The following is a 23,839-nucleotide window of genomic DNA, read 5'->3' as shown; positions in this document are numbered from 1 at the left end:
TTCCATGGGGGCCACCATCAATCCGCAGGACGTCACACACGGGCTGTACGACGACAATCCGCTGGCCGAGCTGATCGAGGGGTTCTGTCTGGCACCGGCCGCGGACGGTGCGCTGGAGTCCCGGCCGGTCATCCATGTCCAGTTGCGCCCCGGCGTGCGGCTGTCGGCCGTGGAGGCCGACCGGCTGGCCAAAGCCTGCCAGCACGGCGTGCGACGCCAACTGGCGGTGACAGCAAGGGAGATGGGTCAGCTGGCGGAGGACTGCCCGTCGGCCCACGAGATCGCGATCACGCTGCATACGTACGGTGCGGGCCCGTTCACCGGCGGGCCCGCGGGCGAACGGGGCCGGTCCGGGCCCGACGCGCCGGACCGGCCCTGAGCGACGAGCCGGGCCGCCCGGCCTACCCGTCCGCGTCCGGACGCAGCGCCGCCCGTGCGGCGAAGTGGGCGACCGCCATATCGCGGAACCGCTCGGCGGCCGTGGAGAGATAGCTGTCCTCGCGGCGCACCAGGTTCAGGGTCCGTACGCAGTCGGGGGCGTCCAGCCGCAGCCAGGCCAGCGGTACCCGGGCCAGGTCGGGAACGGCGAGCGAGGGCATCAGGCCGACGCCGAGGCCGGCCGCGACCAGATGGTGGGTGGCGCCGGGCTCCTCGCCCTCGCAGGAGATGACCGGGCGCCGCCCGATCGACGCGAACAGCCGCTCCAGCAGGGCGCGTTGCCAGTGTCCCGGCCCCGTGGTGATGAAGGGCTCCCGGGCGAGGTCGGCCACCGCGATCCGCTCCCGCCCGGCCAGCGGATGGTCGGCCGGCACCGCGAGGAGCACCTCTTCGTGCAGCAGCCGCACCGCGCCGAGCCCCGGCCCGGTCAGCGGCTGCGAGGCGACGCAGAAGTCGACCTGCCGGGAGCCGAGTTGATGCAGCATCACTTCGGGTGTGGACTGGAAGCAGCGGACGGCCACCCCGGGGTACGCGGCCCGGAATCCGGTGAGCAGCCCGGTGAGCGGCAGCAGGGTCTCCGCGGCGACGGAGACGCTGCCGTCGTCGAGCCCGGCGGCATCGGCGAGCTCCCGCCGGGCGTCGTCGAGTTCGTCCAGCACCCGCTCGACCCGGGTCAGGAACGCGGCGCCGTAGCGGTTGAGGCGGATGGCCCGCCCGTGCCGGTCGAAGAGCGGCACACCCAGCTCGGCCTCCAGGCGCGCGATCGTACGGCTCACCGAGGGCTGGGCGACCCGTAGCTCCTCGGCGGCCCGGCTGATGTGCTCACGGCGCGCGACCACCCGGAAGTAGCGCAGGGACAACAGATCCATCGGCTTCTCGGGCCTCCCGCTCGGGTGTCGGCGTCCCGGGAATCGTCACATACGGTCTCAGCCGCGCAGCGACACCGTCGCCCACACCGTCTTGCCCGAAGGATCCGGCGGGGTCCATCCCCACGCCTCGCTGAGCCGGTCGACGAGGTGCAGCCCGCGCCCGGATTCGGCCATCGGGTCCCGGGGTCGGACGACGGGGGTGTGGGTACCGGCATCGGAGACCGCGCACAGCACGGCATCGTCCTGCCGGGTCAGCGCCAGCCACGCCGGTCGGCGGCGCGCGAGGGCGCCGCGGCCGTCGGGGGCTCCCGGGGAGGCGGGGGCGCCGCCCTCCTCGGCCCGGACGCCGTGGCGCAGTGCGTTGCTGACGAGTTCGGAGACGACCAGCGTCGCGTCCTCCGTAACGTCCGCGCACAACTGCCAGTTGCCGAGCGTCGCGCGGGTGAACCTGCGGGCCTCCGCGACGGTGTGCGCGGAGCTGCTGAGCGCGCAGGCCGCGAAGTCGTCGGGGCCGGGCATCCACCAGGAGTCCTCACACGGTTCCTCCCGAAGGGCGTCGTGCACGGTCTCTACCGGATGTGCGGTCATCAACGTCTCCGCGAGGATTTCGGGTCTGGGCCGAACTGCCTTGGGACGGCTAATATCCTCGTCAACCGTCCCTTGATGCAAGTGCATCTGCAAGTACATCGGTAAGGACGGCGGCACAGGGGCTCGTTCACGCCAACGTGTTCGCGGGCTCGGGATCGGTCGGAGGACTCTCCTCCAGCAAGGGAGCAGCTGTTATGGAGCCGGTGACCAACGGCATGCGGGCGACCAGCATCGAAGGTGCCGTCTGGCGCAAGAGCCGCCGCAGCAACCCCAGCGGCAACTGCGTTGAACTGGCCGTTCTTTCGGACGGCGGGGTGGCGGTGCGCAACTCCCGGTTCGCCTCGGGACCGGCGCTGATCTACACCCGCGACGAGATCGCGGCCTTCGTCCAGGGCGCCAAGGACGGCGACTTCGACGATCTCGTGGCGCGCGACTGAGGCATATGCCGCTGAGATTGGCGCATATGTCGTTCGGATAGTCGCCACAACTGTACGAACTTTCGCGGCGATGGGACACTGGGCGTTCGCCCGACCACTCAGGGGAGTCAGCATGTGCGCCGCGCAGTCGAGCAGTGATACGTCCCTGCGCCGGTACCTCGAACACCCGCGGGGCGGGCCGACCGTCCTGCGCATCGTGCTGGGCACCCAGCTGCGCCGGCTCCGTGAGGCGGCCGGCATCACCCGCGAGGCCGCCGGGGAGGCGATCCGCGGTTCCCATGCGAAGATCAGCCGCCTGGAGCTGGGACGAGTGAGCTGCAAGGAGCGGGACGTCGCCGATCTGCTGACGCTCTACCACGTCACGGACGAGGCGCTCCGCTCCGACTTCCTCAAGCTGGCCGGCCGGACCAGCAGCCCCGGCTGGTGGCATCAGTACGGCGATGTGCTGCCCGGCTGGTTCGAGACGCATCTCGGCCTCGAAGAGGCCGCTTCGGTGATCCGCACGTACGAGGTCCAGTTCGTCCCGGGCCTGCTGCAGACGGCGGACTACGCCCGCGCGGTGGCGCAGCTCGGCCACCCGCGGTCCACACCCGAGGAGATCGAGCGGCGGGTGCGGCTGCGCGTCCACCGCCAGGAGCTGCTGACCGTCCCCGACGCGCCGCGGGTGTGGGCGGTGCTCGACGAGGCGGCGCTGCGCCGCCCGTTGGGCGGGCCGGAGGTGATGGCCGGGCAGCTGAGACATCTGCTGAAACTGGCCGAGCTGCCCAACGTCACGCTGCAGATCGCGCCGTTCAGCCTCGGCGGTCTGGCCGCGGCCGGTGGCCCGATCACGATCCTGCGGTTCCTGGAGCCGGATCTGCCCGACATCGTCTATCTGGAGCAGCTGACCAGCGCGCTCTATCTGGACAAGCGCGATGACGTCGACCACTACCTCGCGGTGATGGACCGGCTCAGCGCCCAGTCGGAGTCACCACGCGAGTCGTTGGCGATGCTGGAGCGGCTGCTCAAGGAGTGCTGACCGCCCGCGACAGGGCGGTCCGACCCGTTCCCGTTCGGCGACGAGGGGCGGCTTCTCGAAGGCCACGCCGCTCCCGTCACCGCCGTCGACTGCCGTCGCGCACCTACAGCTTGCGGGCGATGCCCCCGTACTCGATCCACTCCTGGGTGAGCTGCCTGGGGCCGATGTCCGCGTCCGGCTTCCAGGTGGAGACCTCCACCAGGCCGGGCTCCAGGACCTCCAGGCCCTCCAGGAACCCGGCCAGCTCATGCGCCTGGCGCACCCGGCCCCACTGCCCATGGGTGCTGACCCGCATGAACTCGGTGACGAACTCGCGCGTCGCGGCGTCCTCGCTCACCAGCTGACACACCACCAGGAAGCTGCCGGGTGCCAGTCGGTCGGCGACCCGCTTGATCAGACCGGCCGGGTCGTCGGAGTCCGGGATGCAGTGCAGCACGGAGACGAACAGCGCGGCGACCGGCTGGTCGAAGTCGATCAGGCGCTCGACCTCGGGGCTGCCGAAGACGCCGTCCGTGTCGCGCATATCGGCCTGAATGACGGCCGTGTAGGCGTTCTCCTCCAGCAGCGCCCGCCCGTGCGCCAGCACGATCGGGTCGTTGTCGACGTACACCACCCGCGACTGCGGATCGATCCGCTGCGCGACCTGGTGGACGTTGTCCTGCGTCGGCAGGCCCGATCCGTGGTCGACGAACTGCCGGATGCCGTGTTCGCTCGCCAGCCAGCGGACCGCCCGCTGCAGGAAGCGCCGGTTGTTGATCGCCAGCACCTGCGTGCTCGGCACCACCTTGCTCAGCTCGTCGCAGGCCTCGCGGTCGACGGCGTAGTTGTCCTTGCCACCCAGGTAGTAGTCGTACATCCGCGCGACGCTCGGGATGGTGACGTCGACGGCGGTCGACTGCGGTGGTGTTTCCTGGCTCATTCCACGCTTTCCCGTCGCTTCGACAGCCATCGGCCATGGCACCGCCGAAGCGTTCCGTGTCGGAACGACCACGCGGCGCAGCGTCCAACATACCCACGCCGGGGCGGTTGTTGCAGAAGAGCTGCGGGATAATTCCGCTTTCTCGGCTCCGCATCCGGCGGCGGGCCGCCGGCGCCGAGCGGCTGTGCCCCGCCGATTCTCATCGCCCTCTCACCCGGCGCTTATCGGCCGGTCACACCCGATTCGTACGGTCGCCGAAGGCTTGCCGCGCATCCGGCCGGGGCCTTGAGGAGAGGCCACCATGTACCACCTGGACGGCGTGACCAAGTGCTATCGCAGCGCCCGGGACGGCGGGGTGGTGCGGGCACTGGACGGTGTCGGGCTCTTCGTCGAGGACGGTGACGGCCTCGTCGTGCGGGGGCCGGCCGGCGCGGGCAAGTCGACGCTGCTGCGGATCCTGGGCGGGCTGGAGCGGCCGACCCGCGGCAGCGTCGTACTCAACGGCACGGATCTGGCCACGGTCACCGAGTGCCGGCTGGCCCGGATCCGTGCCGAGTCGGTCGGCATCGCCCTCGGCACGGGAGGCGACCTGCCGCCGGGGCTCACCGTCCGGCAGAGCGTGGCCGGGGCCCTGGTACCGCTGGGGCTGCGCCCCGCCGACTGCCGGGAGCTGGCCGATCGGGCGTTGGCGGAGGTCGGAGTGCCCGACGAGCAACTGACGTGGCCGACCCACGAGTTGGATGCCGGTTCGCAACGGCTGGTCGCGCTGGCGCGGGCGCTGGTGAAGCGGCCGTCGGTGCTGCTGGCGGATCAGCCGACGGCCGGTCTGCCGGCCGGCGCCCGGGCCTGCGTCGTCGCGGTGTTCGCACGGCTGTGGAGCGAGCGGCGGCTCAGCTGCGTCGTGGCCACCGAGGACGACGCCCTCGCCCGGCACGCGCCGCGGCTGGCGACGCTCTCGCGGGGGAGGGTGACGGCCCTCACCCGCCGGCGCGGCGCGGGACCGGCCGTCCCTTCTGGTCGCCCGGCCACCCGGCCGGTACAAGGGAGGGATGACAGAAGAGATGAGTGAGCCGGCGGCCTTACCGGAGGCGTTACCCGGCGTCGCGGAGATGGTCCGGGCCAATCAGGCGAACTGGGACGCCCGCACACCGATCCATGTGGCGAGCGCGTTCTACGGGCTGGACGGCTCCCGGACCGCCGAGGACTGGTTCGCACCGTTCGAGTGGACGGACCTCGGCGATCTGGCCGGGCGCGAGGTGCTGCATCTGCAGTGCCATCTGGGCACCGAGACCGCCGCGTTCGCCGAGCGGGGCGCCGCGCACACGGTGGGGCTCGACTTCTCCGCCGCGGCGGTCGAGGCGGCCCGGACGCTCGCCGACGCGGCGGGCCGGCGGGTGGAGTTCGTCCAGGCGGATGTGCACCGGGCCGTGGAGGCGCTGGACGGCCGCCGCTTCGACGTGGTCTACACCGGCAAGGGGGCGCTGTGCTACCTGCCGGATCTGACGGCCTGGGCGCGGATCGTCAGCGCACTGCTCCGGCCCGGCGGGACGCTGTACCTGGTCGAGTTCCATCCGCTGCTGGACGCCCTCGGACCGGCGCCGAGCCCGGATCCGCAGCGGCAGCAACTCACGCTTCGTTACGACTACTTGGCGGGCCGCGGCGCCATACGGAGCGATTCGCCCAGCACCTACACCGACGGCCCGCCGGTGCAGGGGGCGACGACCAGTTACGAATGGCGGCACGGCCTCGGCGAGGTCGTCTCCGCCGTGGTGGGCGCCGGACTGACCGTCCAACTGGTGCGGGAGACCGAGCTGTTGCCCTGGAAGCGGTTCGACTCGATGGTGCCGGCCGAGAACGGCTGGTGGCGGCTGCCGCCCTCGGAGCCGATCATCCCGCTGCTGTACGCCCTGCGTGCGGTGAAGCCGGCGGCCTGAGCCCGGGGACCGGGGGACGCCGCGCGCCTCATGCCCGCCGGTATACCGAGCGCAGCAGCTGGTCCTTGGCCGGCCCGGTGACCCGCCACCGCAGGAGCCACTCGTCCGCCGCGACGGTGGTGAAGGTCCCCGCGTAGCGGTCCGCGGAGCAGGGGTGGACGGCGGTCCACCGTCCACCCCTGAGGTCGAGGTCGTGGAAGGGCCGGCCGTCGGCGAAGCGGATCTCGGCGGTGCCGTCGGGGCGGGGGCACAGGCGCAGGGTGCGGCTCGCCGGGTACTCCGTACCGTCCCAGATCAGCCGCCCCTCCTCGACGTGCAGCAGCCCCTCGCCCTCCGTCGGCTCCCCGGCTCCGGCCGGCCGGAACTCCGCGGTCCCGCGGAAGGTGCCCTCGACACCGGCCCGCAGGTCGTACACGGTGCGCTCGACGCGCCAGCGGCCGGCGAGGTAGGCGGCGACGTCGGCGACCGGATACGGCACCACCTCCGGAGCGCACCCCGCCCCCGTCTGTGGCACCGGCCCGCTCGATGACATCCCCGACATGCCCCCATTCTCCCGCCCGCCCCCTCCCGTCACCCCATCGGCCCCACCCCGCGCGCCGCTCCCCTCTCCCCGGCCCCTCGTACCGTGCGGACCCGGAGTGCCCGCCTTACGCTCGGTGCAGTGATCGTCACCGAGGTCCGGTGGCCGTACGCCGTCGGCCAGGGCGGCACGCCCGCTCGCCGCCGCCTCGTACGAGCCCGGAGACCGGAGGCCCCCCATGCCGGAGCTGTTCATCGGCGGTCAGTGGACCGCAGCGGCCGACGGGCAGGTGCGGGAGATCCGCTGCCCGGCGGACGGCACGCTGGTCGCGACCGTCGACGAGGCCGGGCCGAAGGACGCGGCGGCCGCGATCACCGCTGCCCGGCTGGCCTTCGACGACGGGCCCTGGCCGCGGACCCCGACGGCCGAGCGCGGCCGGTTGGTGCTGCGCGTCGCCGAGCTGCTGGAGCGCGACAAGGACGCGCTGGCCCGGGCGGAGTCGCTGGACACCGGCAAACGGCTGGTCGAGAGCGCCTACGACATGGACGACATCGCCAAGTGCTTCCGCTACTTCGGCAACCTGGGCGCGGCCGGCGGCACCGACCGGGTGGTGGACACCGGCATCGCGGAGACCGACAGCACGGTGCGGCACGAGCCGGTCGGCGTCTGCGCGCTGATCACCCCGTGGAACTATCCGCTGCTGCAGACCGCCTGGAAGGTCGCACCCGCGCTCGTCACGGGCAACACCTTCATCCTCAAGCCCAGCGAGCTGACCCCGCACACCGCCATTCATCTGATGCGGCTGCTGGACGAGGCCGGGCTGCCGGCCGGCGCCGGCAATCTGGTGCTGGGCACCGGCCCGGAGGCGGGCGCACCGCTGACCGAGGACCCGCGGGTGGACATGGTGTCGTTCACCGGTGGTCTGGCCACCGGCCGTCACATCATGGCCGCGGCCGCACCCACGGTGAAGAAGATCGCCCTGGAGCTGGGCGGCAAGAATCCGAACATCGTCTTCGCGGACGCCGACTTCGACACCGCGGTCGACTACGCCCTGACGGCGGTCTTTCTGCACTCCGGGCAGGTCTGCTCGGCCGGCGCCCGGCTCCTGGTCCAGGACAAGCTGCACGATGCGTTCGTCGACGAGTTGGTCACCCGTGCCCAGCGGATCCGCCTGGGCGGGCCGTTCGACGAGCATGCCCGCACCGGGCCGCTGATCTCGGCCGCGCACCGCGCGAAGGTCGAGGCGTATGTGGCGGCCGGGCTCGACGAGGGGGCCGTGCTGCTCTGCGGTGGCAAGGCGCCCGACGACCCGTCACTGGCGAACGGCTTCTACTATCTGCCGACCGTCCTGGACGAGTGCACCCCGGACATGTCCGTCGTACGGGACGAGTCGTTCGGGCCGGTGCTGACCGTCGAGCGGTTCCGCGACGAGAACGAGGCGGTCTCGCTCGCCAACGACACGGTCTACGGACTGGCCGGGGCGGTGTGGACGCAGGACGGCGAGCGCGCCCACCGGGTGGCGGCCCGGATGCGCGCGGGAACGGTGTGGATCAACGACTTCCACCCGTACGTACCGCAGGCGGAGTGGGGCGGGATGAAGCAGTCGGGCGTCGGACGGGAGCTGGGACCCGCCGGGCTGGCGGAGTACCAGGAGGCCAAGCACATCTGGCGCAATACCGCACCGCGGCCGCAGAGGTGGTTCGAGTGACGGATCCCGGATCCGTGCACCCCCGTGCCGGCGACGACCATGCGCACGACGACGCCTCGCTCGCCGAACTCGGCTACAAGCCCGAACTCAAGCGCACCCTGGGCAACTTCCACACCTTCGCCGCCGGCATCAGCTATATCTCGATCCTCACCGGCACCTTCCAGCTGTTCTACTTCGGTATCGCCCACGGCGGCCCGGCGTACTGGTGGTCCTGGCCGATGGTCTTCGTCGGGCAGTTGATGGTGGCGCTGTGCTTCTGCGAGCTGGCCGCCCGCTATCCGGTGGCCGGCTCGATCTACAACTGGGCCAAGAAGCTCGGCGGCCCGCACATCGGCTGGCTCGGCGGCTGGATGATGCTGACCGCGACCATGGTGTCCCTGTCTGCGGTGGCCCTGGCCTACCAGGTGACGCTGCCGCAGATCTCCTCGTGGTTCCAGTTCATCGGCGACGGCACCGGGAAGTCGGCGGCCGCCAATGCGGTGGTGCTCGGCACCGTCCTCGTCGCCTTCACCACGCTGGTCAACGCCTTCGGCGTCAAGCTGATGGCGCGGATCAACTCGGCCGGCGTGGCCATCGAGCTGATCGCCGCCATCGTCCTGGTCGTGCTGCTCGCCGCGCACATCACCCGCGGCCCGGGAGCGATCACCAACACCTTCGGTCTGGGCGAGGGCGAAACCCTCGGCTACTTCGGGGCGTTTCTGACCGCGTCGCTGGCCTCGGCGTATGTCATGTACGGCTTCGACACGGCCTCGTCGCTCGGCGAGGAGTCCAAGGACCCGGGCCGCAACGCGCCCCGGGCGATCCTGCGCGCCCTGGTCGCGTCCTTCCTGATCGGCGGGCTGATCCTGCTCTTCGCCCTGCTCTCGGTGCCCGATCTGCACGCCGAGCAGCTGTCCGTGGACGGACTGCAGTACGTCGTCCTCGCCACCCTCGGCTCGACGGTGGGGCAGATCGTGCTCTGGTGCGTGGTCATCGCGATCACCGTGTGCGAGCTGGCCGTGCACACCGCGGGCATCCGGCTGGCGTTCGCGATGGCTCGGGACAACAACCTGCCGGCCGCCTCGCTGCTCGCCAAGGTCAGCCCGCGCTTCCAGACGCCGGTGCTGCCCGCCGTCGTCATCGGGCTGGTGGCGATCGGCATCCTGGTGATCAACGTCAACCAGCCGCAGATCTTCTCGGTGATCACCAGCATCGCGATCATCATGATCTATCTGGCGTATCTGTCGGTCACCCTGCCGATGCTGATCCAGCGGCTGCGCGGCAAGTGGGTCCCGCTGGAGGGGAAGTTCTCGCTGGGCAGGTTCGGCGTGCCGATCAACGTCCTCGCGGTCCTCTGGGGCATCGGGATGTCCCTCAACCTCGCCTGGCCGCGCGCCGCCGTCTACAACGCGACCGGTCCGCAGCACTGGTATCTGCGCTGGGGCGCGTTCCTGTTCATCGGCGTCGTGGCGATCGGCGGCTTCGCCTACTACTGGTTCGTCCAGCGCAAGCGGACCGGTGTCCTGGCCATGCACGCCGCCGTCGGCCCCGACGACGGCGGCCCGGGCGGCCCGGGCTCCCCCACCACCCCCACCCCCTGACGGGAGACGGCGCGATGCCCCAAGAGACCCCCGTGGAAGAGTTCGACTATGTCGTGGTCGGCGGCGGCACGGCCGGTGCCGTCGTGGCGGCGCGGCTGAGCGAGGACCCCTCGGTCACGGTCTGCCTGCTGGAGGCCGGTCCGTCCGACGTCGGCGACGACAACGTGCTGCGTCTGGACCGCTGGATGGGCCTGTTGGAGTCCGGGTACGACTGGGACTACCCCGTCGAGCCGCAGGAGAACGGCAACAGCTTCATGCGGCACGCCCGCGCCAAGGTGCTCGGCGGCTGCTCCTCGCACAACTCCTGTATCGCCTTCTGGGCCCCTGCCGAGGACCTCGACGAGTGGGCCGCGAGGGGGTGCCAGGGCTGGAGCGCGGCCGACTGCTTCCCGCTCTACCAGCGGCTGGAGAGCAATGACGCCCCCGGCGACCACCACGGCCGTTCCGGCCCGGTCACCCTGCGCACCGTTCCGCCGCGCGACCCGTGCGGGGTGGCCCTCCTGGAGGCCTGCGCGGCGGCCGGAATCCCCACCACCCCGTTCAACACCGGCAAGACCGTCGTCCGCGGGGCGCACTGGTTCCAGATCAACTGCCGCCCGGACGGGACCCGTTCCTCCGCTTCCGTCTCCTACCTCCACCCCGTCATGGAGGCCCGCCGCAATCTCGACGTACGCACCGGGCTGCAGGCCAAGCGCCTGAACTTCACGCCCTCCCGGCGCTGCACCGGTGTGGAGTACCTCTCCCCCGACCTCTTCCACAGCCGTACCGTCAACGCCCGCCGCGAGGTCGTCGTCTCCTGCGGCGCCATCGACACCCCCAAGCTGCTGATGCTCTCCGGCATCGGCCCGGCCGAGCACCTGCGCGAGGTCGGCATCGAACCGCTCGTCGACTCACGGGGCGTGGGCGAGAACCTCCAGGACCACCCCGAGGGCGTGATCATGTGGGAGGCCAAGCAGCCCATGACCACCACCTCCACCCAGTGGTGGGAGATCGGCATCTTCGCCGACACCGAACCCGGCCTGGACCGCCCCGACCTGATGTTCCACTACGGCTCCGTGCCCTTCGACATGAACACCTACCGGCGCGGCTACCCCACCTCGTCCAACGCCTTCTGTCTCACGCCCAACGTCACCCGCGCCCGCTCCCGCGGCACCGTCCGCCTGCGCACCCGCGACTTCCGCGACAAGCCCAAGGTCGACCCCCGCTACTTCACCCACGCACACGACGTACGCGTCATGACCCACGGCCTCCGCCTCGCCCGCGAGATCGCCGCCCAGGCCCCGATGGCGAGCTGGGCCGGCGTCGAACTCGCCCCCGGTCCCGCCGCCCACTCCGACGAGGACCTGCTCGCCTACATCCGCGACACCCACAACACCGTCTACCACCCCGCCTGCACGGTCCAGATGGGCGCACCCGGCGACGACGCGGCCCCGCTCGACCCGGAGTTGCGGGTCAAGGGTGTCAGCGGCCTGCGGGTGGCCGACGGCTCGGTGATGCCGTTCCTGACGACCGTGAACCCCTGCATCACGACGATGATGATCGGGGAGAAGTGTGCGGACCTGATCCGGGGTGGCTGAGCGCTCTGCGCGGCACGGCTCGCGGTTCACGGCCGGCGGCCTCGCGGATCAGGGCACGACAAAGACCTACGAGGTGGGCTCCCTTCGCCGGCATTGTCCGGATCAGGTGCTTGGGGGTCGCCGTCCGGTCTCACGACCTTTCAGCCTCTCAGCCCGACCTTTCTTCTTGTCCTCGGCGAGAGCCAGAGCTCCCTTCTCCGAGGCCAGTCCGGTCGAACTCCCTCGCTCGCCCCGTAGGCCGGTCTTCAGGATACTCCCGAACAATGGGAATGGAACAGTCAAATCGGATAAGTTGGCCGGATTTCCCGAGTGGCACTCGACATCGACCCGGAAAACGAAGAAAACCCCTGTTCAACAGGGGTTTTTCGCTGGTGTCCGAGGGGGGACTTGAACCCCCACGCCCGATAAAGGGCACTAGCACCTCAAGCTAGCGCGTCTGCCATTCCGCCACCCGGACTAGGTGTGATCTTCACGGGGCGTTCCCCGCGGCGACATGGACAACAATACCAAGGTTTCGGAGTGCCTTTCACCTGCGTATCCGTGCGGGACATAACCTCTACTTATGGGCAATGACGGACACATCGCTCATCTCACTGGGCCGCGCAGGCCACGGGCGCTTTCGCCGCTGCGGGAGCATCTGCGGGACACCTTCTGGTTCGCTCCGACGGCGGGACTGCTCGGCGCGGTGTTGTTGTGGTGGGCCGCGTCGGCCGTCGACCTGGAGATCGTCGCGCTGTTGCAGCGCGAGCGGGCGTACGGCGCGGTCCGGGAGCTGATGTCGATCGCGGAGGACGCCAAGACGATCGTGACGACGATCAGCGCGGCGATGATGACCTTCATCGGCGTGGTCTTCAGCATCTCGCTGGTCGCGGTGCAGATGGCCGGCGGCCAGCTCACCCCGCGGGTGGTGCGGATCTTCGTCCGGAGCCGGATCACCAAGATCACGCTCACCGTCTTCCTCGCGACGTTCCTGTTCTCGCTGCTGGTGCTCACCTCCTACGAGAGCGAGAGCAGTGCGCGGGAGGTCACCTCCGTGCCGGTCGTGCAGAGCCTGATGACGCTGGCGCTGGTGGGGCTGAGCCTGGTGCTGTTCATCGCGTATGTGTCGTCCACGCTGCGGCTGATGCAGGTGGGGCCGGTGGTGGACCGGATCGCGCGGGAGACGCTGCGGATGCTGGCGCGGCAGGCGCCGGGCAGCGAGGACGGCGGGGACGGGGCGGGGGTGCGAGCGCCGGAGACCGGGTGGATGGCGCATGAGGGGCGGGCGGGGGTGGTGCGGGATGTGCATGTGGCGCGGCTGGTGCGGGTGGCACGGCGGCAGGGCGTCGTACTGCGGCTGATCCCGCGCATCGGGGACTTCGTGATGCCGGGGACTCCGGTGCTCGCGGTGCACGGCGGGACGCCGCCGCGGCGGGCGCTGCTGCGGTACACGGTCTCGGTCGGCGTCGAGCGCACCTTCCACCAGGATCTCGGGCTGGGGCTGCGGCAGCTGTCGGATATCGCGCTACGCGCGCTGTCACCGGCGGTGAACGATCCGACCACCGCCGTGCAGTGCCTGGACCGGGTCGTGCAGATCCTGGCGGCGGTGGTGCACCGGCCGCTCGGGACGGTGCACCACCGCGACCGCCGGGGTGCGGTGCGGCTGACGCAGCGGGTCCCGGGGTGGGCGGATCTGGTGGATCTGGGGCTGACCGAGGTCCGGGCCGCCTCCGTACACAGCCCGCAGGTGACGCGCCGGCTGCTCGCCGGCATCGACGATCTGCTGCTGCTCGCGCCGGAGGAGCGGCGGGAACCCCTGGTGCGGCACCGCGAGCTCCTGCTCCAGGCGGTGGAGCAGGCGGTGCCGGAGGCGGCGGACCGGCGGTTCGCCTCGCACCCCGACCGGCAGGGGATCGGCTAGGGGTCCGATCTGATCCACGTGCCGCGGCCCGGACTCCCGCCGCCCCGTGACCGGCCGTCCCGCTACGGCATCAGGTGGTAGTCCGGGAAGTTGCCCGGCAGCCGCTCGTCGGCCGGGCCCTCGGTCACCGCGCGGACCAGCAGCTCGCCGCCGACGAAGGCGCCGCTCCAGGAGTTGCCGAAGCCGCCGAAGAGCTCATCTCGGTCGCCGCGGGAACGGGGCTTGTTGTGGCCGACCTTGAAGGCGCGGATCTGGGGCGCGAGGCGGTCGTAGGTGTCCTTGTCGTCGCAGGAGAGGCTCGCGACCAGGGCGCCGTTGCTGGCGTTCATGGCGGCGAGCAGCTCCGCCTCGGTGTCGACGAGGACGACGGTGTCGACGGGGCCGAAGGGCTCGGCGTGGTGGAGGGGCGAGGAGGGCGGCGGGGCCAGGAGGGTGGTCGGCGGGAGGTAGGCGGAGGTGTCCTGGTCGGGCAGGAAGTGGCCGTCGGCGAGGGTGCCCCGGTGCAGGGGGACGGCGCCCCGGGAGACGGCCTCGGTCGTGAGGTCGGCGAGCTCCTTGGCCTTGGCCGCGTTGATCAGGGGGCCGAAGTCGAGTTCGGGGAGCGGGTCGGCGGGATCGGCGACGGCCAGGGGGTGGCCGAAGCGGACGCTGTGTACGGCCGGGAGGTAGGCGGCGAGGAAGTCGGCGAAGGCGTCGCGCTGGACGACGAAGCGGGGGTAGGCGGTGCAGCGCTGCTTGGCGTAGTCGAAGGTCTTGCGCAGCAGCGGGGTGAGGGACTGCCAGTCGGTGTAGTGCCAGATGCCCCAGGTGTTGAGGCCCTCCTGTTCGAGGATATGGCGTTTGCCCAGGTCGGCGACGGCGGTGGCGACGCTGGCGCCGGTGTCCCGGCCGCCGACGAAGGAGACGCAGCCGATCTCCGGTGAGCGGACGAGGGCGGGCGAGAGCTCGCCGCCGCTGCCGCTGACGAGGGTGGCCGGGACACCCTCCCGGGCGGCCAGCGCGCAGGCCAGGGTGAGGCAGACCAGGCCACCGTCGGTGGGCGTCTTGGCGATCACGGCATTGCCCGCCAGCGCTTGGACGAGCATCGCGTGGATCAGCACCGACATGGGGTAGTTCCAGCTGGCGATGTTGCTGACCGGGCCGGGCAGCGGGGTGCGGTCGACGAGCATCCGGTCGATCTCGTCGACGTACCAGCGGACGCCGTCGATGGCGCGGTCGACATCGGCCTGGGCGAGCTTCCAGGGCTTGCCGATCTCCCAGACCAGGAGCAGCGCGAGCAGTTCGCGGTGTTCGGTGAGGGCGTCGAGGGTGGCGGAGATCCGGGCCTTGCGCTCGGCGAGCGGGACCTGGCGCCAGGCACGGTGCTGGTCGAGGGAGGCGCGTACGGCCTGCCGCGCGGTGTCGGCGTCGAGGCGGGGCGGGCCGGCGATCGGGGTTCCGTCGATCGGGCTGGTGGCGGGCAGCGGATCGCCGTCCGGGTGCCAGGCGGCGGCCCAGAGGTTGAGGGCGTGATCGTCGCGGAACGCCTCGGGGGCGGCCGCCAGGCTCCGTCGCCAGGCGTCCTGCCAGGACGTACCGGGCTTGAGGGCCAGGGCCGGGGTGGTGTCGGGGGTGGGTGCCATCGTGTGTCTCCGCTCTCGGTGCACGGCCGGAGGGGCAGGGTGGTGGCGCTCGGGCGGCTCCCTGAGAAGCCGTTACCGGACGGTAGTGGGCGGGGTGGCACCGGGGGGCGGTCCGGCGTCAGGTATGGCGAGTGTCACTCTTCGTGGGCGGCACAGCCACCTGGGTGAGGCGAGTGGTGGGTGGGCCGCTCCCGCACCTCCGGCCGGACGACACCCAACTGCCTCGACGGTATGCAATCTGCCGCCCGGCGGACGTCCCCATGAAGGGAGGCGATGCCCCATGCCCGACGACGCCCAGCACCTCGTCCCCGGTGGGCATTTGGTCGCCGAGGCACTCAAGGCGGAGGGGGTCGACCGCGTCTACACCCTCTGCGGCGGCCACCTCATCGACATCTACGACGACTGCGTGGACGAGGGTGGGACGGCGCCGCCACCACGCCTCACCCCCTATCCCTACCTCACCCCTACCTCATCCCTATCCCTGCGTACGGTCGACGATCGCCCGGTGACGGCGGACGACCTCATCGACAAGTCGATACGAAGTTCGGGAACCTCTTCGGTAAGGATCCACGATCTCGGTGGGCGTCCGGACCCACACACTCACCGGCCTTGGTGACCGTCAGCCCCATGACGCCGTCAGCCGGACGCCCCAACTCACCCCACTCACACCAGACTTCCTCCACATCGCTCCAAAGGCCGAGTTCCCCGCATTCGGCTACGACGATCCAGGCGACAGACCTCCTGTCGGGCGGGAGGGGCGAGGAAAGCGATCGACCCTCGCAATTCCTCTTGCATCGCCGCCAGTTCGGCGAAGTGCGGCCGGTCGCTGCCCAGTCGCAGCGCGCGCCCGATCGTCTCGCGGATCGTAGAGTCACGGCCGATAGGCGTAGCCCTCAAGACTTCTGTGAACGCGCAGAGAACCAGTGCGCACAGGGCCGCGATGGCGACATGTCTCCAGACGATCCGCAATAGCTGGACGACCGTCGTTCTCAGACATCTCCGTTGCTGTTCACGGCCTTGTCGGCGATCGCCCGGTGGTGGCGGACCACTTCATCGATGATGAAGTTCAGGAACTTCTCGGCGAATGCCGGGTCCAGGCGGGCGTCCTCGGCCAGTCGGCGAAGGCGCTCGATCTGGGCGGCCTCGCGGGCCGGGTCGGCGGGCGGCAGGCTGTGCCGGGCCTTGAGTTCGCCGACCTGCTGAGTGCACTTGAAGCGCTCGGCGAGCAGATGGACCAGGGCGGCGTCGAGGTTGTCGATGCTGCTGCGCAGGTAGCCCAGCCGCTCGCGGGCCGCCTCGTCGGCGACGGAGGCCGCTTCGCCGGCCGCCGGTGCTGTCCCTTCGCTCATGTACCTCTCGCCATTCCTGGTCGGTCGTTCGGTGCTTCGGTCCTGATCGGGTGAAGATTACCCGGCCGGCGGCCTGCGGCCGGGGCTGGTCTCGCGGATCGGACGCGTGGCGGGCGCGGAGCCATGGGGCCTACCCGGTCCACCGTTGGCCGCGGCCGGCCGGGCGGCCTCGACCTCCAGCAGCGTACGGACCGTCAGCAGCTGGTCGGCCTCCTCCTCGGTGGGCTCGTGGACGAACGCCCCCTGCGCCGGCCGCAGGCCCACCCAGCCGTCGGTGTTGAGCCGCTGGAGCGCCTCGCGGACCGGCTGCCGGGAGACGCCGAGGTGCCCCGCGAGCTCGCTCTCGACCAGATGCCGGCCGGGCCGCAGCGCACGGGTGGTGATCGTTTCCAGCAGCGCTTCATAGACGCGCTCGCGCAGCGGACCGGGGCGTTCGAGCTTCGGCACGGCGCCCTGCGGCAGCCCGGCCGCCCTATGCAGGACAATGAGGGCGCCAAGGTCACCGGAACGAGTGGGACTGATCAAGCCATGGGACGTGTCACGGAACGACGCAAGGTGATCCGTATCCGCGACGGTGCCGTGAGCACCCGCCCGGACACTCTCGTCGCCGAGGAGCCGCTGGAGATCCGGCTCGGCGGCAAGCCGCTGGCGATCACGATGCGCACGCCCGGCGACGATTTCGCGCTGGCCGCGGGCTTCCTCGTCAGCGAGGGCGTCCTGGCCCGCGCCGACGAGCTGGCGAACATCGTCTACTGCGCGGGGGCGACCGGCGAGGGCGGCGCCAACACCTACAACGTCGTCGACGTACGGCTCGCGGACGGGGTGCCGGTCCCGGACATCAACCTGGAGCGCAACGTCTATACGACGTCGTCGTGCGGGATGTGCGGCAAGGCCAGCCTGGAGGCGGTGCGCACCACCGCGCGCTGGCCGCTGGACACCTCCCTCGGCACCCCGGCCCGTCTCGCGCCCGCCACCCTCGCCGCCCTCCCCGACCGACTGCGGGCCGCCCAGCGGGTGTTCGACCGGACCGGCGGCCTCCATGCCGCGGCGTTGTTCACCACCGACGGGGAACTGCTCGACGTACGGGAGGACGTGGGGCGGCACAACGCGGTGGACAAGATCGTGGGCCGGGCGCTGCAACAGGGGCTGCTGCCGCTGTCCTCGTGCGTGCTGATGGTCTCCGGGCGGGCGTCGTTCGAGCTGGCGCAGAAGGCCGTGATGGCGGGGATACCGGTGCTGGCCGCGGTCTCGGCCCCGTCCTCGCTCGCCGTCGACCTGGCCCAGGAGACCGGGCTGACCCTGGTCGGGTTTCTGCGCGGCTCCTCGATGAACGTGTACGCGGGTGAGCACCGCCTCGCCCTGGGCGCCACGGCCGCCACTGGCTGAGGCGGCGGGAGGCGGGCCGGCAACGGCGCCCAGGGCGGCGGCCCCCTCCAGCGCCTCACTCCCCCGGCAGCGCGATCCGGGTCAGCAGCGCGATCAGCTGCTCGCGCTCGGCGGGGGTGAGGGCCGCGGTCAGCTCCGCATTGGCCTCGTCGCCGAGCCGCTGGGTGCGGCGCAGCCGCCGCCTGCCGTCGGCGGAGATCTCGACGGCGTTCTTGCGCCGGTCCTTGGGGTCGGGGGTGCGGGTGACCAGCCCGTCCTTCTGCAGGTCGTTGACGATCGCGACCATGTCCTTGGGGTCGATGCCCAGGGTCCGGCCGAGCTCCGCCTGGGAGACCGGGCCGAGCTCGTCGACCGCCGACAGCACGGCGTGATGCATCATCCGCATGCCCTCGGCGGCGAGGGCCTCGGCGACCAGGCGGTGGCCGCGGGCGGCGGCGCGGCCCAGGAGCCAGCTGGGGAGCGCGCGGATACGGCTGGGGGCGTAAGAGGTGTCGGCCATGGGGCCAGGGTATCGAGAATCCATTGGGCCGCCCTATGAAAAGTTGCGGAAATTCATTGGCTTCCCCAACGGATTCATTTACTGTTGGGGGACCCAATGAAACGGCCGGCGCCCGCCGGCCCACCCGACCTTCACGGAGGTGGCGGCCCATGCGCCGAGTCCGATTCCATGCCTATGGCGGTCCGGAAGTCCTGCGCGTCGAGGAGGCCGAGGCGCCGGTGCCGGGTCCCGGTGAACTCCTGGTGCGCACCGAGGCGATCGGGGTGACGCTGCCATGCGTACGGCGGCTGCGCGGCGACGGCAAGGGCGGCGGCGATCCGCTCCCCGGTACGCCCGGTGGGGAGATCGCCGGCGAGGTCGTCGCGCTCGGTCCGGACATCACCGGCTTCGCCGTCGGCGACCGCGTCACCTCGCTCACCCTCACCGGTTCGTACACCGAATTCGCCCTCGCGCCGGCCTTCCTGGCGAGCCGGATACCCGAGGGAGCGAGCGCCGTGGAGGCGGTGGCGCTGGTGCGCAGCGGGCATGTCGCGCTCGCCGCGCTCAGCACCGCCGCACCGCGGGGCGCCGAATCCGTACTGATCACCGGCGCGGCCAGCGGCACCGGGCACCTCGCCGTCCAACTGGCCAAGCTCCAAGGGGTGCCGCGGGTGGTCGCCGCGGTCGGCTCGGTCGCCAAGGCGGAGTTCCTCAAAGGGCTCGGGGCCGACGAGGTGGTGACCTACGACCAGGAGTCCTGGGGCGAGCCGGTGGACATCGTCCTGGACGGCGTCGGCGGGGAGGTGCTGCCGCGGGCGCTGGCCGCCCTGGCGGAGGGCGGCCGGCTGGTCTTCTTCAACTCCGGCGGCGGCACGGTCCCGGCGTACGAACTGCTGGCCGGCTCCAAGACGGTCACCGGACTGACGATGCGTCGGTTCGCCGCCGTCCACCGGGAGCTGTACGAGCAGCACCGCGTGCAACTGTGGGAGCTGGCGCGGTCCGGCCGACTGCGAGCCACCGTGCACGCCGAACTGCCGCTGGCCGAGGCCGCCGAGGCGCACGAGATCATCGAGGCCAGGGCCAATCTCGGCAAGGTGGTGCTGCGGCCGTGACGCACCGCGGGGGCGGACCGTGTGTGCCGTACGCCCCGGCCCTGCGGCACACCTGGCACACCCGACTCACGCGGCGCACCCGGCGCACCCGGCGCAGTGCCTGCGGGCCGGGTGAGTGAATTCCGGCTGCGGCGCCGAGAACCGATGCAGGCTCCTTGTCGCGGTCCGCACGCGGCAGTAGCTTCCGTCAGGGATGCACATAGGACGTGGGATGTCCTGATGACCCGACCGCCGATCCGTCGAAGGGCAGGCCGGACCATGACGTCAGTTCTCCGCGCACACCCCAGCCCCCGCCGTAGACCCCGGCACCGCCGCGCCTTCGCCACGCTCGCCGTACTGGCGGCCTCGGCCCTCGCGCTACTGCCGACCGCCCCCGCACTCGCCGTTCCTGACGAGACGTCGGGCGGCGGCACGTCGGCCACGGCGCCGTTGCCCGCGGGCGGTTTCGAGCAGCAGATCCTGTTCAAGGCCTCCCAGGAACGGGGCTACTTCTGCTTCCGGATACCAGCCGTCGTGCAGTCCGCGCGCGGCACCCTGCTCGCCTTCGCCGAGGGCCGCCGGCACGACTGCGGCGACTCCGGCGACATCGACCTGGTCCTCAAGCGCTCCACCGACGGCGGCCGCACCTGGGGCCCGCTCCAGGTCGTCAACCAGGGCGGCGGAGACACCCACGGCAACCCCGCCCCCCTCGTCGACCGCCGCACCGGCCGGATCGTCCTCGCCGAGACCTACAACAAGGGCCGCGACGACGGCCTCAGCTGCGATGTCCCCTGCGACCGCACCCCGCACCTCCAGTACAGCGACGACGACGGCGCGACCTGGTCCGCGCCCCGGGACCTGACCCCGAGCATCCGCCCCCCGCAGTGGAACTCCTGGTACGCCACCGGACCCGTGCACGGCATCCAGCTCACCCGCGGACGGCACAGCGGCCGGCTGGTCTTCGGCATGAACTCCGAGAGCTACGCGGACAACCGGGTCACCGCCAACCACGCCGCGCTGATCCACAGCGACGACGGCGGCGCCACCTGGAAGGTCGGCGCGCTGGACACCTGGCCCATCGCGGCGGACGGAACGTTCCGCCAGAAGCCCTCGGAGATGACGCTCCTGGAGCGCTCCGACGGTTCGATCTACGTCAACGGCCGTGAACAGGACGGCACCGACCTGGGCCATCGCGACGCCGCGGTCAGCCGTGACGGCGGCGACTCCTTCACCGCGCCGTTCCGCGCCCTGCCCGACCTCTACTCCCCCATGGTGCAGGGCTCGGCGCTGCGCCTGCCGCATCCGCGGGACGGCCGCAGCCGCACCCTGTTCGCGGCCCCCGCCGATCCCGACCGGCGCCGGACCATGACCATCCGCTCCTCCTGGGACGAGGGCCGCACCTGGGAGGGCGTCGACCGGGGCGCCCGGGTCACCACCGACTGGTCCGGCTACTCGGACCTGGTCGCCGTCTCACCCGACGTCACCGGCCTGATGTACGAGGGCGGGGCGGTCGACGCCCGGGACGAGATCCGCTTCGTCCGCTTCACCGAGGACTGGCTCGGCCCGCGCCGCGCCCCGGACCCCACCACCCGTGACGCCGCCCTGGGCGCCCGGCCGGCCCTCGTCCTCGGCGGTGCGAGCACCACCGGCGGCCGGTTCGGCCAGGCCCTCTCCTTCGACGGCAAGGACGACGCCGTACGGCTGCCGTTCCGCAGCTCCTTGCCCCTGGGCACCCACGACTTCACCTGCAGCCTGTGGTTCCGCTACGACGCCCGGACCGGCGAGCAGCCGCTGCTGTGGATGGGCGGCGTGGGCACCAGGAGCCCACAGGTCGCGCTGACCGGAGACCCCCGCAACGGCCGGCTGCTGGCCCGCGTCACCGCCGTCGACGGCGCCTCGCCGCCCGCCACCGCCCAGGCCGCGACCGCGGCGGCCTACAACGACGGCGACTGGCACCATCTGGCCCTGCGCCGCACCGGCGGCCGGCTGCTGCTCACCGTGGACGGCACCGAGACCAGCGTGGTGGCCGACGTCCCGGGCTCGGTCAGCCGCGGGTCGGTCTTCGGCGTCCACCTCGGCCAGCGGCCGGACGCCCGCGCCCAGTTCACCGGTGCGCTGGACGCCGTACGGGTCTACCGGCGGGCGCTGACCGACGCCGAGCTGTCCGCGGTGCGCACGGACGACGCCTCGGTGCCCGCGCCGCTGGTGCTGGGGCTGTCGCTGGACCGGGTACGCGGACCGGGCCGGTAGTACCCGTCTCCGACCGCCGCCGCGGCGGGACTGGCCTCCCGCCGCGGCTCCTGCTCCTGCTCCACACCGGCCGCATACCGCCTGGCCAGCACCGCGCACACCATCAGCTGCATCTGGTGGAACAGCATCAGCGGAAGGACCATCAGGCCCGCCTGGGCACCGAAGAGGACGCTGGCCATGGGGAGGCCCGCGGCCAGGCTCTTCTTGGAGCCGGCGAAGGTGATGGCGATGCGGTCCGCACGGGGGAAGCCGAGCCGCTTCGCGCCGTACGAGGTGAGAGTCAGCATCAGCGCGAGCAGCACGGCCTCCACGCCCAGCAGGCACAGCAGCCGCAGCCAGGAGACCTGGTGCCAGATGCCCTGGACCACACCGGCGCTGAACGCGGCGTAGACCACCAGAAGTATCGAACCGCGGTCCACATAGCCGAGGACCTTCTTGTGGCGGGCGAGGAAGTCGCCGTCCGGTCGCCCGCCGGCGTCCTGCCCGGCGCGCCGCGTCCGGCCCCGCCGGCTCCACCAGCGGCGCAGCACCTGCCCGGCGGCGAACGGGAGCAGCAGCCGGCCGACGATCGACAGCAACGAGTCGGCGGAGAAGCCGCCGCCGTCCCCGTGCAGCACGAGACCCGCCAGCAGCGGTGTGACGACGATGCCGGCGAGGCTGGAGAACGAGCCGGCGCAGATCGCCGCCGCGACGTTGCCGCGGGCGAGGGAGGTGAAGGCGATCGAGGACTGGACCGTGGAGGGCACCAGGCACAGGAACAGCAGCCCGGTGTAGAGGGTCGGCGGCAGGACGTACGGGGCCAGGCCGCGGGCGGCCAGGCCGAGCACCGGGAAGATCACGAAGGTGGCGGCCAGGACGGTGAGGTGGAGCCGCCAGTGGCGCAGTCCGTCCATCGCCTCGCGGGTGGAGAGCCGGGCGCCGTAGAGGAAGAACAGCAGCGCGACGGCTCCGGTGGAGGCGCCGTCGGCGACGGTGGCGGCCGCTCCGCGGGCGGGCAGCAGCGCGGCCAGTGCGACGGTGCCCACCAGGGCGAGGAGGTAACCGTCCACGGGCAGCCAGGAGGGCGGCTTGAGGGAGGGGCGGCGCATGGTCTCTCTTCGGTCGGCAGGCGGCTCACGGGCGGCGGCGTGGACGGCGCCCGCTCCAGCGTGCCGGTCGCTGCGGCGATCGGGAACCCCTCTTACCGTGGTGACTGTTATCGCAGAGCATGATGAGCACCGGAGGGGCCATGTTCGAGCCCGCGCAGCTGCGCACCTTTCTGGCCGTGGCACAGACGCTGAGCTTCACGCAGGCCGCGCACCGGCTGGGGCTGCGGCAGTCGACCGTGAGCCAGCACGTACGGAAGCTGGAGGAGGCCGCCGGCCGGCGGCTGTTCGCACGCGACACCCACGGTGTGGAGCTGACCGAGGACGGCGAGGCGATGCTCGGCTTCGCCCGCACGATCCTGGAGGCCAACGAGCGGGCCGCCGGCTTCTTCGCGGGTACCAGGCTGCGCGGCCGACTCCGCTTCGGCGCCTCCGAGGACTTCGTGCTGACCCGGATGCCGGAGGTGCTCGAAGGGTTCCGCCGGGAGCACCCCGAGGTCGATCTGGAGCTGACCGTCGAGCTGTCGGGGACCCTGCACGCGCTGCTGGCGGCCGGGCGGCTCGATCTCGTCCTCGCCAAGCGGCGCCCGGAGGACTCGCGCGGGCGCCTGGTGTGGCGCGACCGGCTCGTGTGGGTGGGCACCGAGCGGCTGCGGCTGGATCCGGAGCGTCCGGTCCCGCTGGTCGTCTATCCGCCGCCGGCGGTGACCCGGGCCCGTGCGCTGGAGGCGCTGGAGCGACAGGGCCGGCAGTGGCGGATCGCCTGCACCAGCGGAAGCCTGAACGGACTGATCGCCGCAACCAGGGCGGGTCTGGGTGTTATGGCACATACCAGAGGCATGATCCCGCCTGGTCTGGTCCAGATCTCGCCACGTGCCGGACTGCCGGATCTGGGCGGGGTCGACTTCGTCCTCCTGCACGGCGAGCGCGACCGCGCGGCGCGGGGCCCGGCGGAGGCGCTGGCGGACGCGATCCTCGCGGGCGGTGACCGACTGCAGCTCCCGTAGCCGCGGGTCCGTTCCGGGCGGGTCGGATGATCAAGCGTACGACCAGGCGGCACGTGCAGAGATTTGGTGCAGATATGGTCCCG

22 protein-coding genes, 1 tRNA gene and 1 pseudogene are annotated in these 23,839 nt (G+C 71.7%); 14 read left to right on the top strand and 10 right to left on the bottom strand.

Going from position 1 to position 23,839, the window contains the following annotated elements; translation table 11 throughout:
• Positions 1 to 4 precede the first annotated feature (4 nt).
• Positions 5 to 379 carry a coenzyme f390 synthetase gene (locus WAB15_RS33315; RefSeq protein ID WP_407288515.1) on the top strand — a complete coding sequence of 125 codons (375 nt, stop codon included), beginning with the start codon at positions 5 to 7 and terminating at the stop codon, positions 377 to 379.
• 22 nt (positions 380 to 401) lie between these two features.
• Here WAB15_RS33315 and WAB15_RS33310 read toward each other — a convergent pair whose 3' ends face one another.
• Positions 402 to 1,307, bottom strand: coding sequence for a LysR family transcriptional regulator (locus WAB15_RS33310; protein ID WP_399150262.1), 906 nt, complete (start codon positions 1,305 to 1,307; stop codon positions 402 to 404).
• A 57-nt stretch (positions 1,308 to 1,364) separates the two neighbouring features.
• Positions 1,365 to 1,895, bottom strand: coding sequence for an ATP-binding protein (locus tag WAB15_RS33305; protein WP_407288514.1), 531 nt, complete (start codon positions 1,893 to 1,895; stop codon positions 1,365 to 1,367).
• Between the two features lie 194 nt (positions 1,896 to 2,089).
• Here WAB15_RS33305 and WAB15_RS33300 point away from each other — a divergent pair, with 194 nt between their 5' ends.
• Together WAB15_RS33300 and WAB15_RS33295 are read left to right on the top strand one after the other, a co-directional pair.
• Complete coding sequence (locus WAB15_RS33300) at positions 2,090 to 2,332, top strand: DUF397 domain-containing protein (protein ID WP_399150264.1); 243 nt, start codon at positions 2,090 to 2,092, stop codon at positions 2,330 to 2,332.
• 112 nt (positions 2,333 to 2,444) lie between these two features.
• Positions 2,445 to 3,350, top strand: coding sequence for a helix-turn-helix domain-containing protein (locus tag WAB15_RS33295; protein ID WP_407288513.1), 906 nt, complete (start codon positions 2,445 to 2,447; stop codon positions 3,348 to 3,350).
• 103 nt (positions 3,351 to 3,453) lie between these two features.
• On the opposite strand, the gene WAB15_RS33290 is transcribed toward WAB15_RS33295, so the two are convergent.
• Positions 3,454 to 4,269 (bottom strand): SAM-dependent methyltransferase, encoded by an 816-nt coding sequence (locus tag WAB15_RS33290; protein ID WP_399150266.1) that lies wholly within the window; start codon positions 4,267 to 4,269, stop codon positions 3,454 to 3,456.
• A 301-nt stretch (positions 4,270 to 4,570) separates the two neighbouring features.
• Here WAB15_RS33290 and WAB15_RS33285 point away from each other — a divergent pair, with 301 nt between their 5' ends.
• Both WAB15_RS33285 and WAB15_RS33280 read left to right on the top strand, forming a co-directional pair.
• Positions 4,571 to 5,338: an ABC transporter ATP-binding protein gene (locus WAB15_RS33285; RefSeq protein WP_399150267.1), complete on the top strand. Its 768-nt coding sequence runs from the start codon at positions 4,571 to 4,573 to the stop codon at positions 5,336 to 5,338.
• A complete protein-coding gene (locus tag WAB15_RS33280) occupies positions 5,319 to 6,203 on the top strand; it encodes a class I SAM-dependent methyltransferase (protein WP_399150268.1) in 885 nt (294 codons plus the stop codon). Before WAB15_RS33285 ends, WAB15_RS33280 begins: the two co-directional genes overlap by 20 nt.
• Before the next feature lie 28 nt (positions 6,204 to 6,231).
• On the opposite strand, the gene WAB15_RS33275 is transcribed toward WAB15_RS33280, so the two are convergent.
• Positions 6,232 to 6,684 carry a DUF6314 family protein gene (locus WAB15_RS33275; RefSeq protein WP_407288512.1) on the bottom strand — a complete coding sequence of 151 codons (453 nt, stop codon included), beginning with the start codon at positions 6,682 to 6,684 and terminating at the stop codon, positions 6,232 to 6,234.
• Positions 6,685 to 6,961: 277 nt separating this feature from the next.
• On the opposite strand from WAB15_RS33275, the gene WAB15_RS33270 reads away from it, so the two are divergent.
• The 3 genes from WAB15_RS33270 to WAB15_RS33260 are packed head-to-tail and all read left to right on the top strand — an operon-like array spanning position 6,962 to position 11,588.
• Positions 6,962 to 8,431 (top strand): aldehyde dehydrogenase family protein, encoded by a 1,470-nt coding sequence (locus WAB15_RS33270; RefSeq protein WP_399150270.1) that lies wholly within the window; start codon positions 6,962 to 6,964, stop codon positions 8,429 to 8,431.
• Entirely contained in the window at positions 8,428 to 10,011 is a 1,584-nt protein-coding gene (locus WAB15_RS33265; RefSeq protein WP_407288511.1) for an APC family permease, read from the top strand. The genes WAB15_RS33270 and WAB15_RS33265 overlap by 4 nt, the downstream gene beginning before the upstream one ends.
• A 14-nt stretch (positions 10,012 to 10,025) precedes the next feature.
• Positions 10,026 to 11,588 carry a GMC family oxidoreductase gene (locus WAB15_RS33260; RefSeq protein ID WP_399150272.1) on the top strand — a complete coding sequence of 521 codons (1,563 nt, stop codon included), beginning with the start codon at positions 10,026 to 10,028 and terminating at the stop codon, positions 11,586 to 11,588.
• A 369-nt stretch (positions 11,589 to 11,957) separates the two neighbouring features.
• Here WAB15_RS33260 and WAB15_RS33255 read toward each other — a convergent pair.
• Positions 11,958 to 12,045, bottom strand: a tRNA-Leu gene (locus WAB15_RS33255).
• 105 nt (positions 12,046 to 12,150) lie between these two features.
• Between WAB15_RS33255 and WAB15_RS33250 the strand changes: the two genes are divergently transcribed.
• Entirely contained in the window at positions 12,151 to 13,488 is a 1,338-nt protein-coding gene (locus WAB15_RS33250; protein ID WP_399150273.1) for a DUF2254 domain-containing protein, read from the top strand.
• Positions 13,489 to 13,550: 62 nt separating this feature from the next.
• On the opposite strand, the gene WAB15_RS33245 is transcribed toward WAB15_RS33250, so the two are convergent.
• A complete protein-coding gene (locus WAB15_RS33245) occupies positions 13,551 to 15,110 on the bottom strand; it encodes an aldehyde dehydrogenase family protein (RefSeq protein ID WP_407288510.1) in 1,560 nt (519 codons plus the stop codon).
• A gap of 280 nt (positions 15,111 to 15,390) precedes the next feature.
• On the opposite strand from WAB15_RS33245, the gene WAB15_RS33240 reads away from it, so the two are divergent.
• Positions 15,391 to 15,726: a hypothetical protein gene (locus tag WAB15_RS33240; protein ID WP_407289377.1), complete on the top strand. Its 336-nt coding sequence runs from the start codon at positions 15,391 to 15,393 to the stop codon at positions 15,724 to 15,726.
• A 373-nt stretch (positions 15,727 to 16,099) separates the two neighbouring features.
• On the opposite strand, the gene WAB15_RS33235 is transcribed toward WAB15_RS33240, so the two are convergent.
• Both WAB15_RS33235 and WAB15_RS33230 read right to left on the bottom strand, forming a co-directional pair.
• Entirely contained in the window at positions 16,100 to 16,459 is a 360-nt protein-coding gene (locus WAB15_RS33235; RefSeq protein WP_399148971.1) for a chorismate mutase, read from the bottom strand.
• Positions 16,460 to 16,597: 138 nt separating this feature from the next.
• Positions 16,598 to 16,939: pseudogene (locus WAB15_RS33230) on the bottom strand (GntR family transcriptional regulator); the annotation flags it as partial.
• Between the two features lie 48 nt (positions 16,940 to 16,987).
• On the opposite strand from WAB15_RS33230, the gene fdhD reads away from it, so the two are divergent.
• Complete coding sequence (gene fdhD, locus WAB15_RS33225) at positions 16,988 to 17,845, top strand: formate dehydrogenase accessory sulfurtransferase FdhD (protein ID WP_407288509.1); 858 nt, start codon at positions 16,988 to 16,990, stop codon at positions 17,843 to 17,845.
• Positions 17,846 to 17,900: 55 nt separating this feature from the next.
• On the opposite strand, the gene WAB15_RS33220 is transcribed toward fdhD, so the two are convergent.
• Positions 17,901 to 18,344 carry a MarR family winged helix-turn-helix transcriptional regulator gene (locus tag WAB15_RS33220; protein ID WP_399148969.1) on the bottom strand — a complete coding sequence of 148 codons (444 nt, stop codon included), beginning with the start codon at positions 18,342 to 18,344 and terminating at the stop codon, positions 17,901 to 17,903.
• Positions 18,345 to 18,493: 149 nt separating this feature from the next.
• Here WAB15_RS33220 and WAB15_RS33215 point away from each other — a divergent pair, with 149 nt between their 5' ends.
• Both WAB15_RS33215 and WAB15_RS33210 read left to right on the top strand, forming a co-directional pair.
• Positions 18,494 to 19,435, top strand: a complete 942-nt coding sequence (locus tag WAB15_RS33215; RefSeq protein WP_407288508.1) for a zinc-binding alcohol dehydrogenase family protein — start codon at positions 18,494 to 18,496, stop codon at positions 19,433 to 19,435.
• 258 nt (positions 19,436 to 19,693) lie between these two features.
• Complete coding sequence (locus WAB15_RS33210; protein ID WP_407288507.1) at positions 19,694 to 21,664, top strand: exo-alpha-sialidase; 1,971 nt, start codon at positions 19,694 to 19,696, stop codon at positions 21,662 to 21,664.
• On the opposite strand, the gene WAB15_RS33205 is transcribed toward WAB15_RS33210, so the two are convergent.
• A complete protein-coding gene (locus WAB15_RS33205; protein ID WP_407288506.1) occupies positions 21,547 to 22,752 on the bottom strand; it encodes a bile acid:sodium symporter family protein in 1,206 nt (401 codons plus the stop codon). The two genes, WAB15_RS33210 and WAB15_RS33205, sit on opposite strands and share 118 nt — an antisense overlap.
• A gap of 140 nt (positions 22,753 to 22,892) precedes the next feature.
• Here WAB15_RS33205 and WAB15_RS33200 point away from each other — a divergent pair, with 140 nt between their 5' ends.
• Complete coding sequence (locus tag WAB15_RS33200; RefSeq protein WP_399148964.1) at positions 22,893 to 23,756, top strand: LysR family transcriptional regulator; 864 nt, start codon at positions 22,893 to 22,895, stop codon at positions 23,754 to 23,756.
• Positions 23,757 to 23,839 lie beyond the last annotated feature (83 nt).

Origin of the sequence: Streptomyces sirii, assembly GCF_045690365.1 — a bacterium.
GTDB lineage: Bacteria > Actinomycetota > Actinomycetes > Streptomycetales > Streptomycetaceae > Streptomyces > Streptomyces sirii.
The sequence above is the reverse complement of the archived record's forward strand: the minus strand, read 5'-3'. Positions and strand labels throughout refer to the sequence as shown.

What these genes read in the sequence shown, in the direction of transcription:
- WAB15_RS33315 (WP_407288515.1), top strand. Translation starts at nt 5, where the DNA reads ATGGGGGCCACCATCAATCCGCAGGACGTCACACACGGGCTGTACGAC.
- WAB15_RS33310 (WP_399150262.1), bottom strand. Translation starts at nt 1,307, where the DNA reads ATGGATCTGTTGTCCCTGCGCTACTTCCGGGTGGTCGCGCGCCGTGAG.
- WAB15_RS33305 (WP_407288514.1), bottom strand. Translation starts at nt 1,895, where the DNA reads ATGACCGCACATCCGGTAGAGACCGTGCACGACGCCCTTCGGGAGGAA.
- WAB15_RS33300 (WP_399150264.1), top strand. Translation starts at nt 2,090, where the DNA reads ATGGAGCCGGTGACCAACGGCATGCGGGCGACCAGCATCGAAGGTGCC.
- WAB15_RS33295 (WP_407288513.1), top strand. Translation starts at nt 2,445, where the DNA reads ATGTGCGCCGCGCAGTCGAGCAGTGATACGTCCCTGCGCCGGTACCTC.
- WAB15_RS33290 (WP_399150266.1), bottom strand. Translation starts at nt 4,269, where the DNA reads ATGAGCCAGGAAACACCACCGCAGTCGACCGCCGTCGACGTCACCATC.
- WAB15_RS33285 (WP_399150267.1), top strand. Translation starts at nt 4,571, where the DNA reads ATGTACCACCTGGACGGCGTGACCAAGTGCTATCGCAGCGCCCGGGAC.
- WAB15_RS33280 (WP_399150268.1), top strand. Translation starts at nt 5,319, where the DNA reads ATGACAGAAGAGATGAGTGAGCCGGCGGCCTTACCGGAGGCGTTACCC.
- WAB15_RS33270 (WP_399150270.1), top strand. Translation starts at nt 6,962, where the DNA reads ATGCCGGAGCTGTTCATCGGCGGTCAGTGGACCGCAGCGGCCGACGGG.
- WAB15_RS33260 (WP_399150272.1), top strand. Translation starts at nt 10,026, where the DNA reads ATGCCCCAAGAGACCCCCGTGGAAGAGTTCGACTATGTCGTGGTCGGC.
- WAB15_RS33250 (WP_399150273.1), top strand. Translation starts at nt 12,151, where the DNA reads ATGGGCAATGACGGACACATCGCTCATCTCACTGGGCCGCGCAGGCCA.
- WAB15_RS33245 (WP_407288510.1), bottom strand. Translation starts at nt 15,110, where the DNA reads ATGGCACCCACCCCCGACACCACCCCGGCCCTGGCCCTCAAGCCCGGT.
- WAB15_RS33240 (WP_407289377.1), top strand. Translation starts at nt 15,391, where the DNA reads ATGCCCGACGACGCCCAGCACCTCGTCCCCGGTGGGCATTTGGTCGCC.
- WAB15_RS33235 (WP_399148971.1), bottom strand. Translation starts at nt 16,459, where the DNA reads ATGAGCGAAGGGACAGCACCGGCGGCCGGCGAAGCGGCCTCCGTCGCC.
- fdhD (WP_407288509.1), top strand. Translation starts at nt 16,988, where the DNA reads ATGGGACGTGTCACGGAACGACGCAAGGTGATCCGTATCCGCGACGGT.
- WAB15_RS33220 (WP_399148969.1), bottom strand. Translation starts at nt 18,344, where the DNA reads ATGGCCGACACCTCTTACGCCCCCAGCCGTATCCGCGCGCTCCCCAGC.
- WAB15_RS33215 (WP_407288508.1), top strand. Translation starts at nt 18,494, where the DNA reads ATGCGCCGAGTCCGATTCCATGCCTATGGCGGTCCGGAAGTCCTGCGC.
- WAB15_RS33210 (WP_407288507.1), top strand. Translation starts at nt 19,694, where the DNA reads ATGACGTCAGTTCTCCGCGCACACCCCAGCCCCCGCCGTAGACCCCGG.
- WAB15_RS33205 (WP_407288506.1), bottom strand. Translation starts at nt 22,752, where the DNA reads ATGCGCCGCCCCTCCCTCAAGCCGCCCTCCTGGCTGCCCGTGGACGGT.
- WAB15_RS33200 (WP_399148964.1), top strand. Translation starts at nt 22,893, where the DNA reads ATGTTCGAGCCCGCGCAGCTGCGCACCTTTCTGGCCGTGGCACAGACG.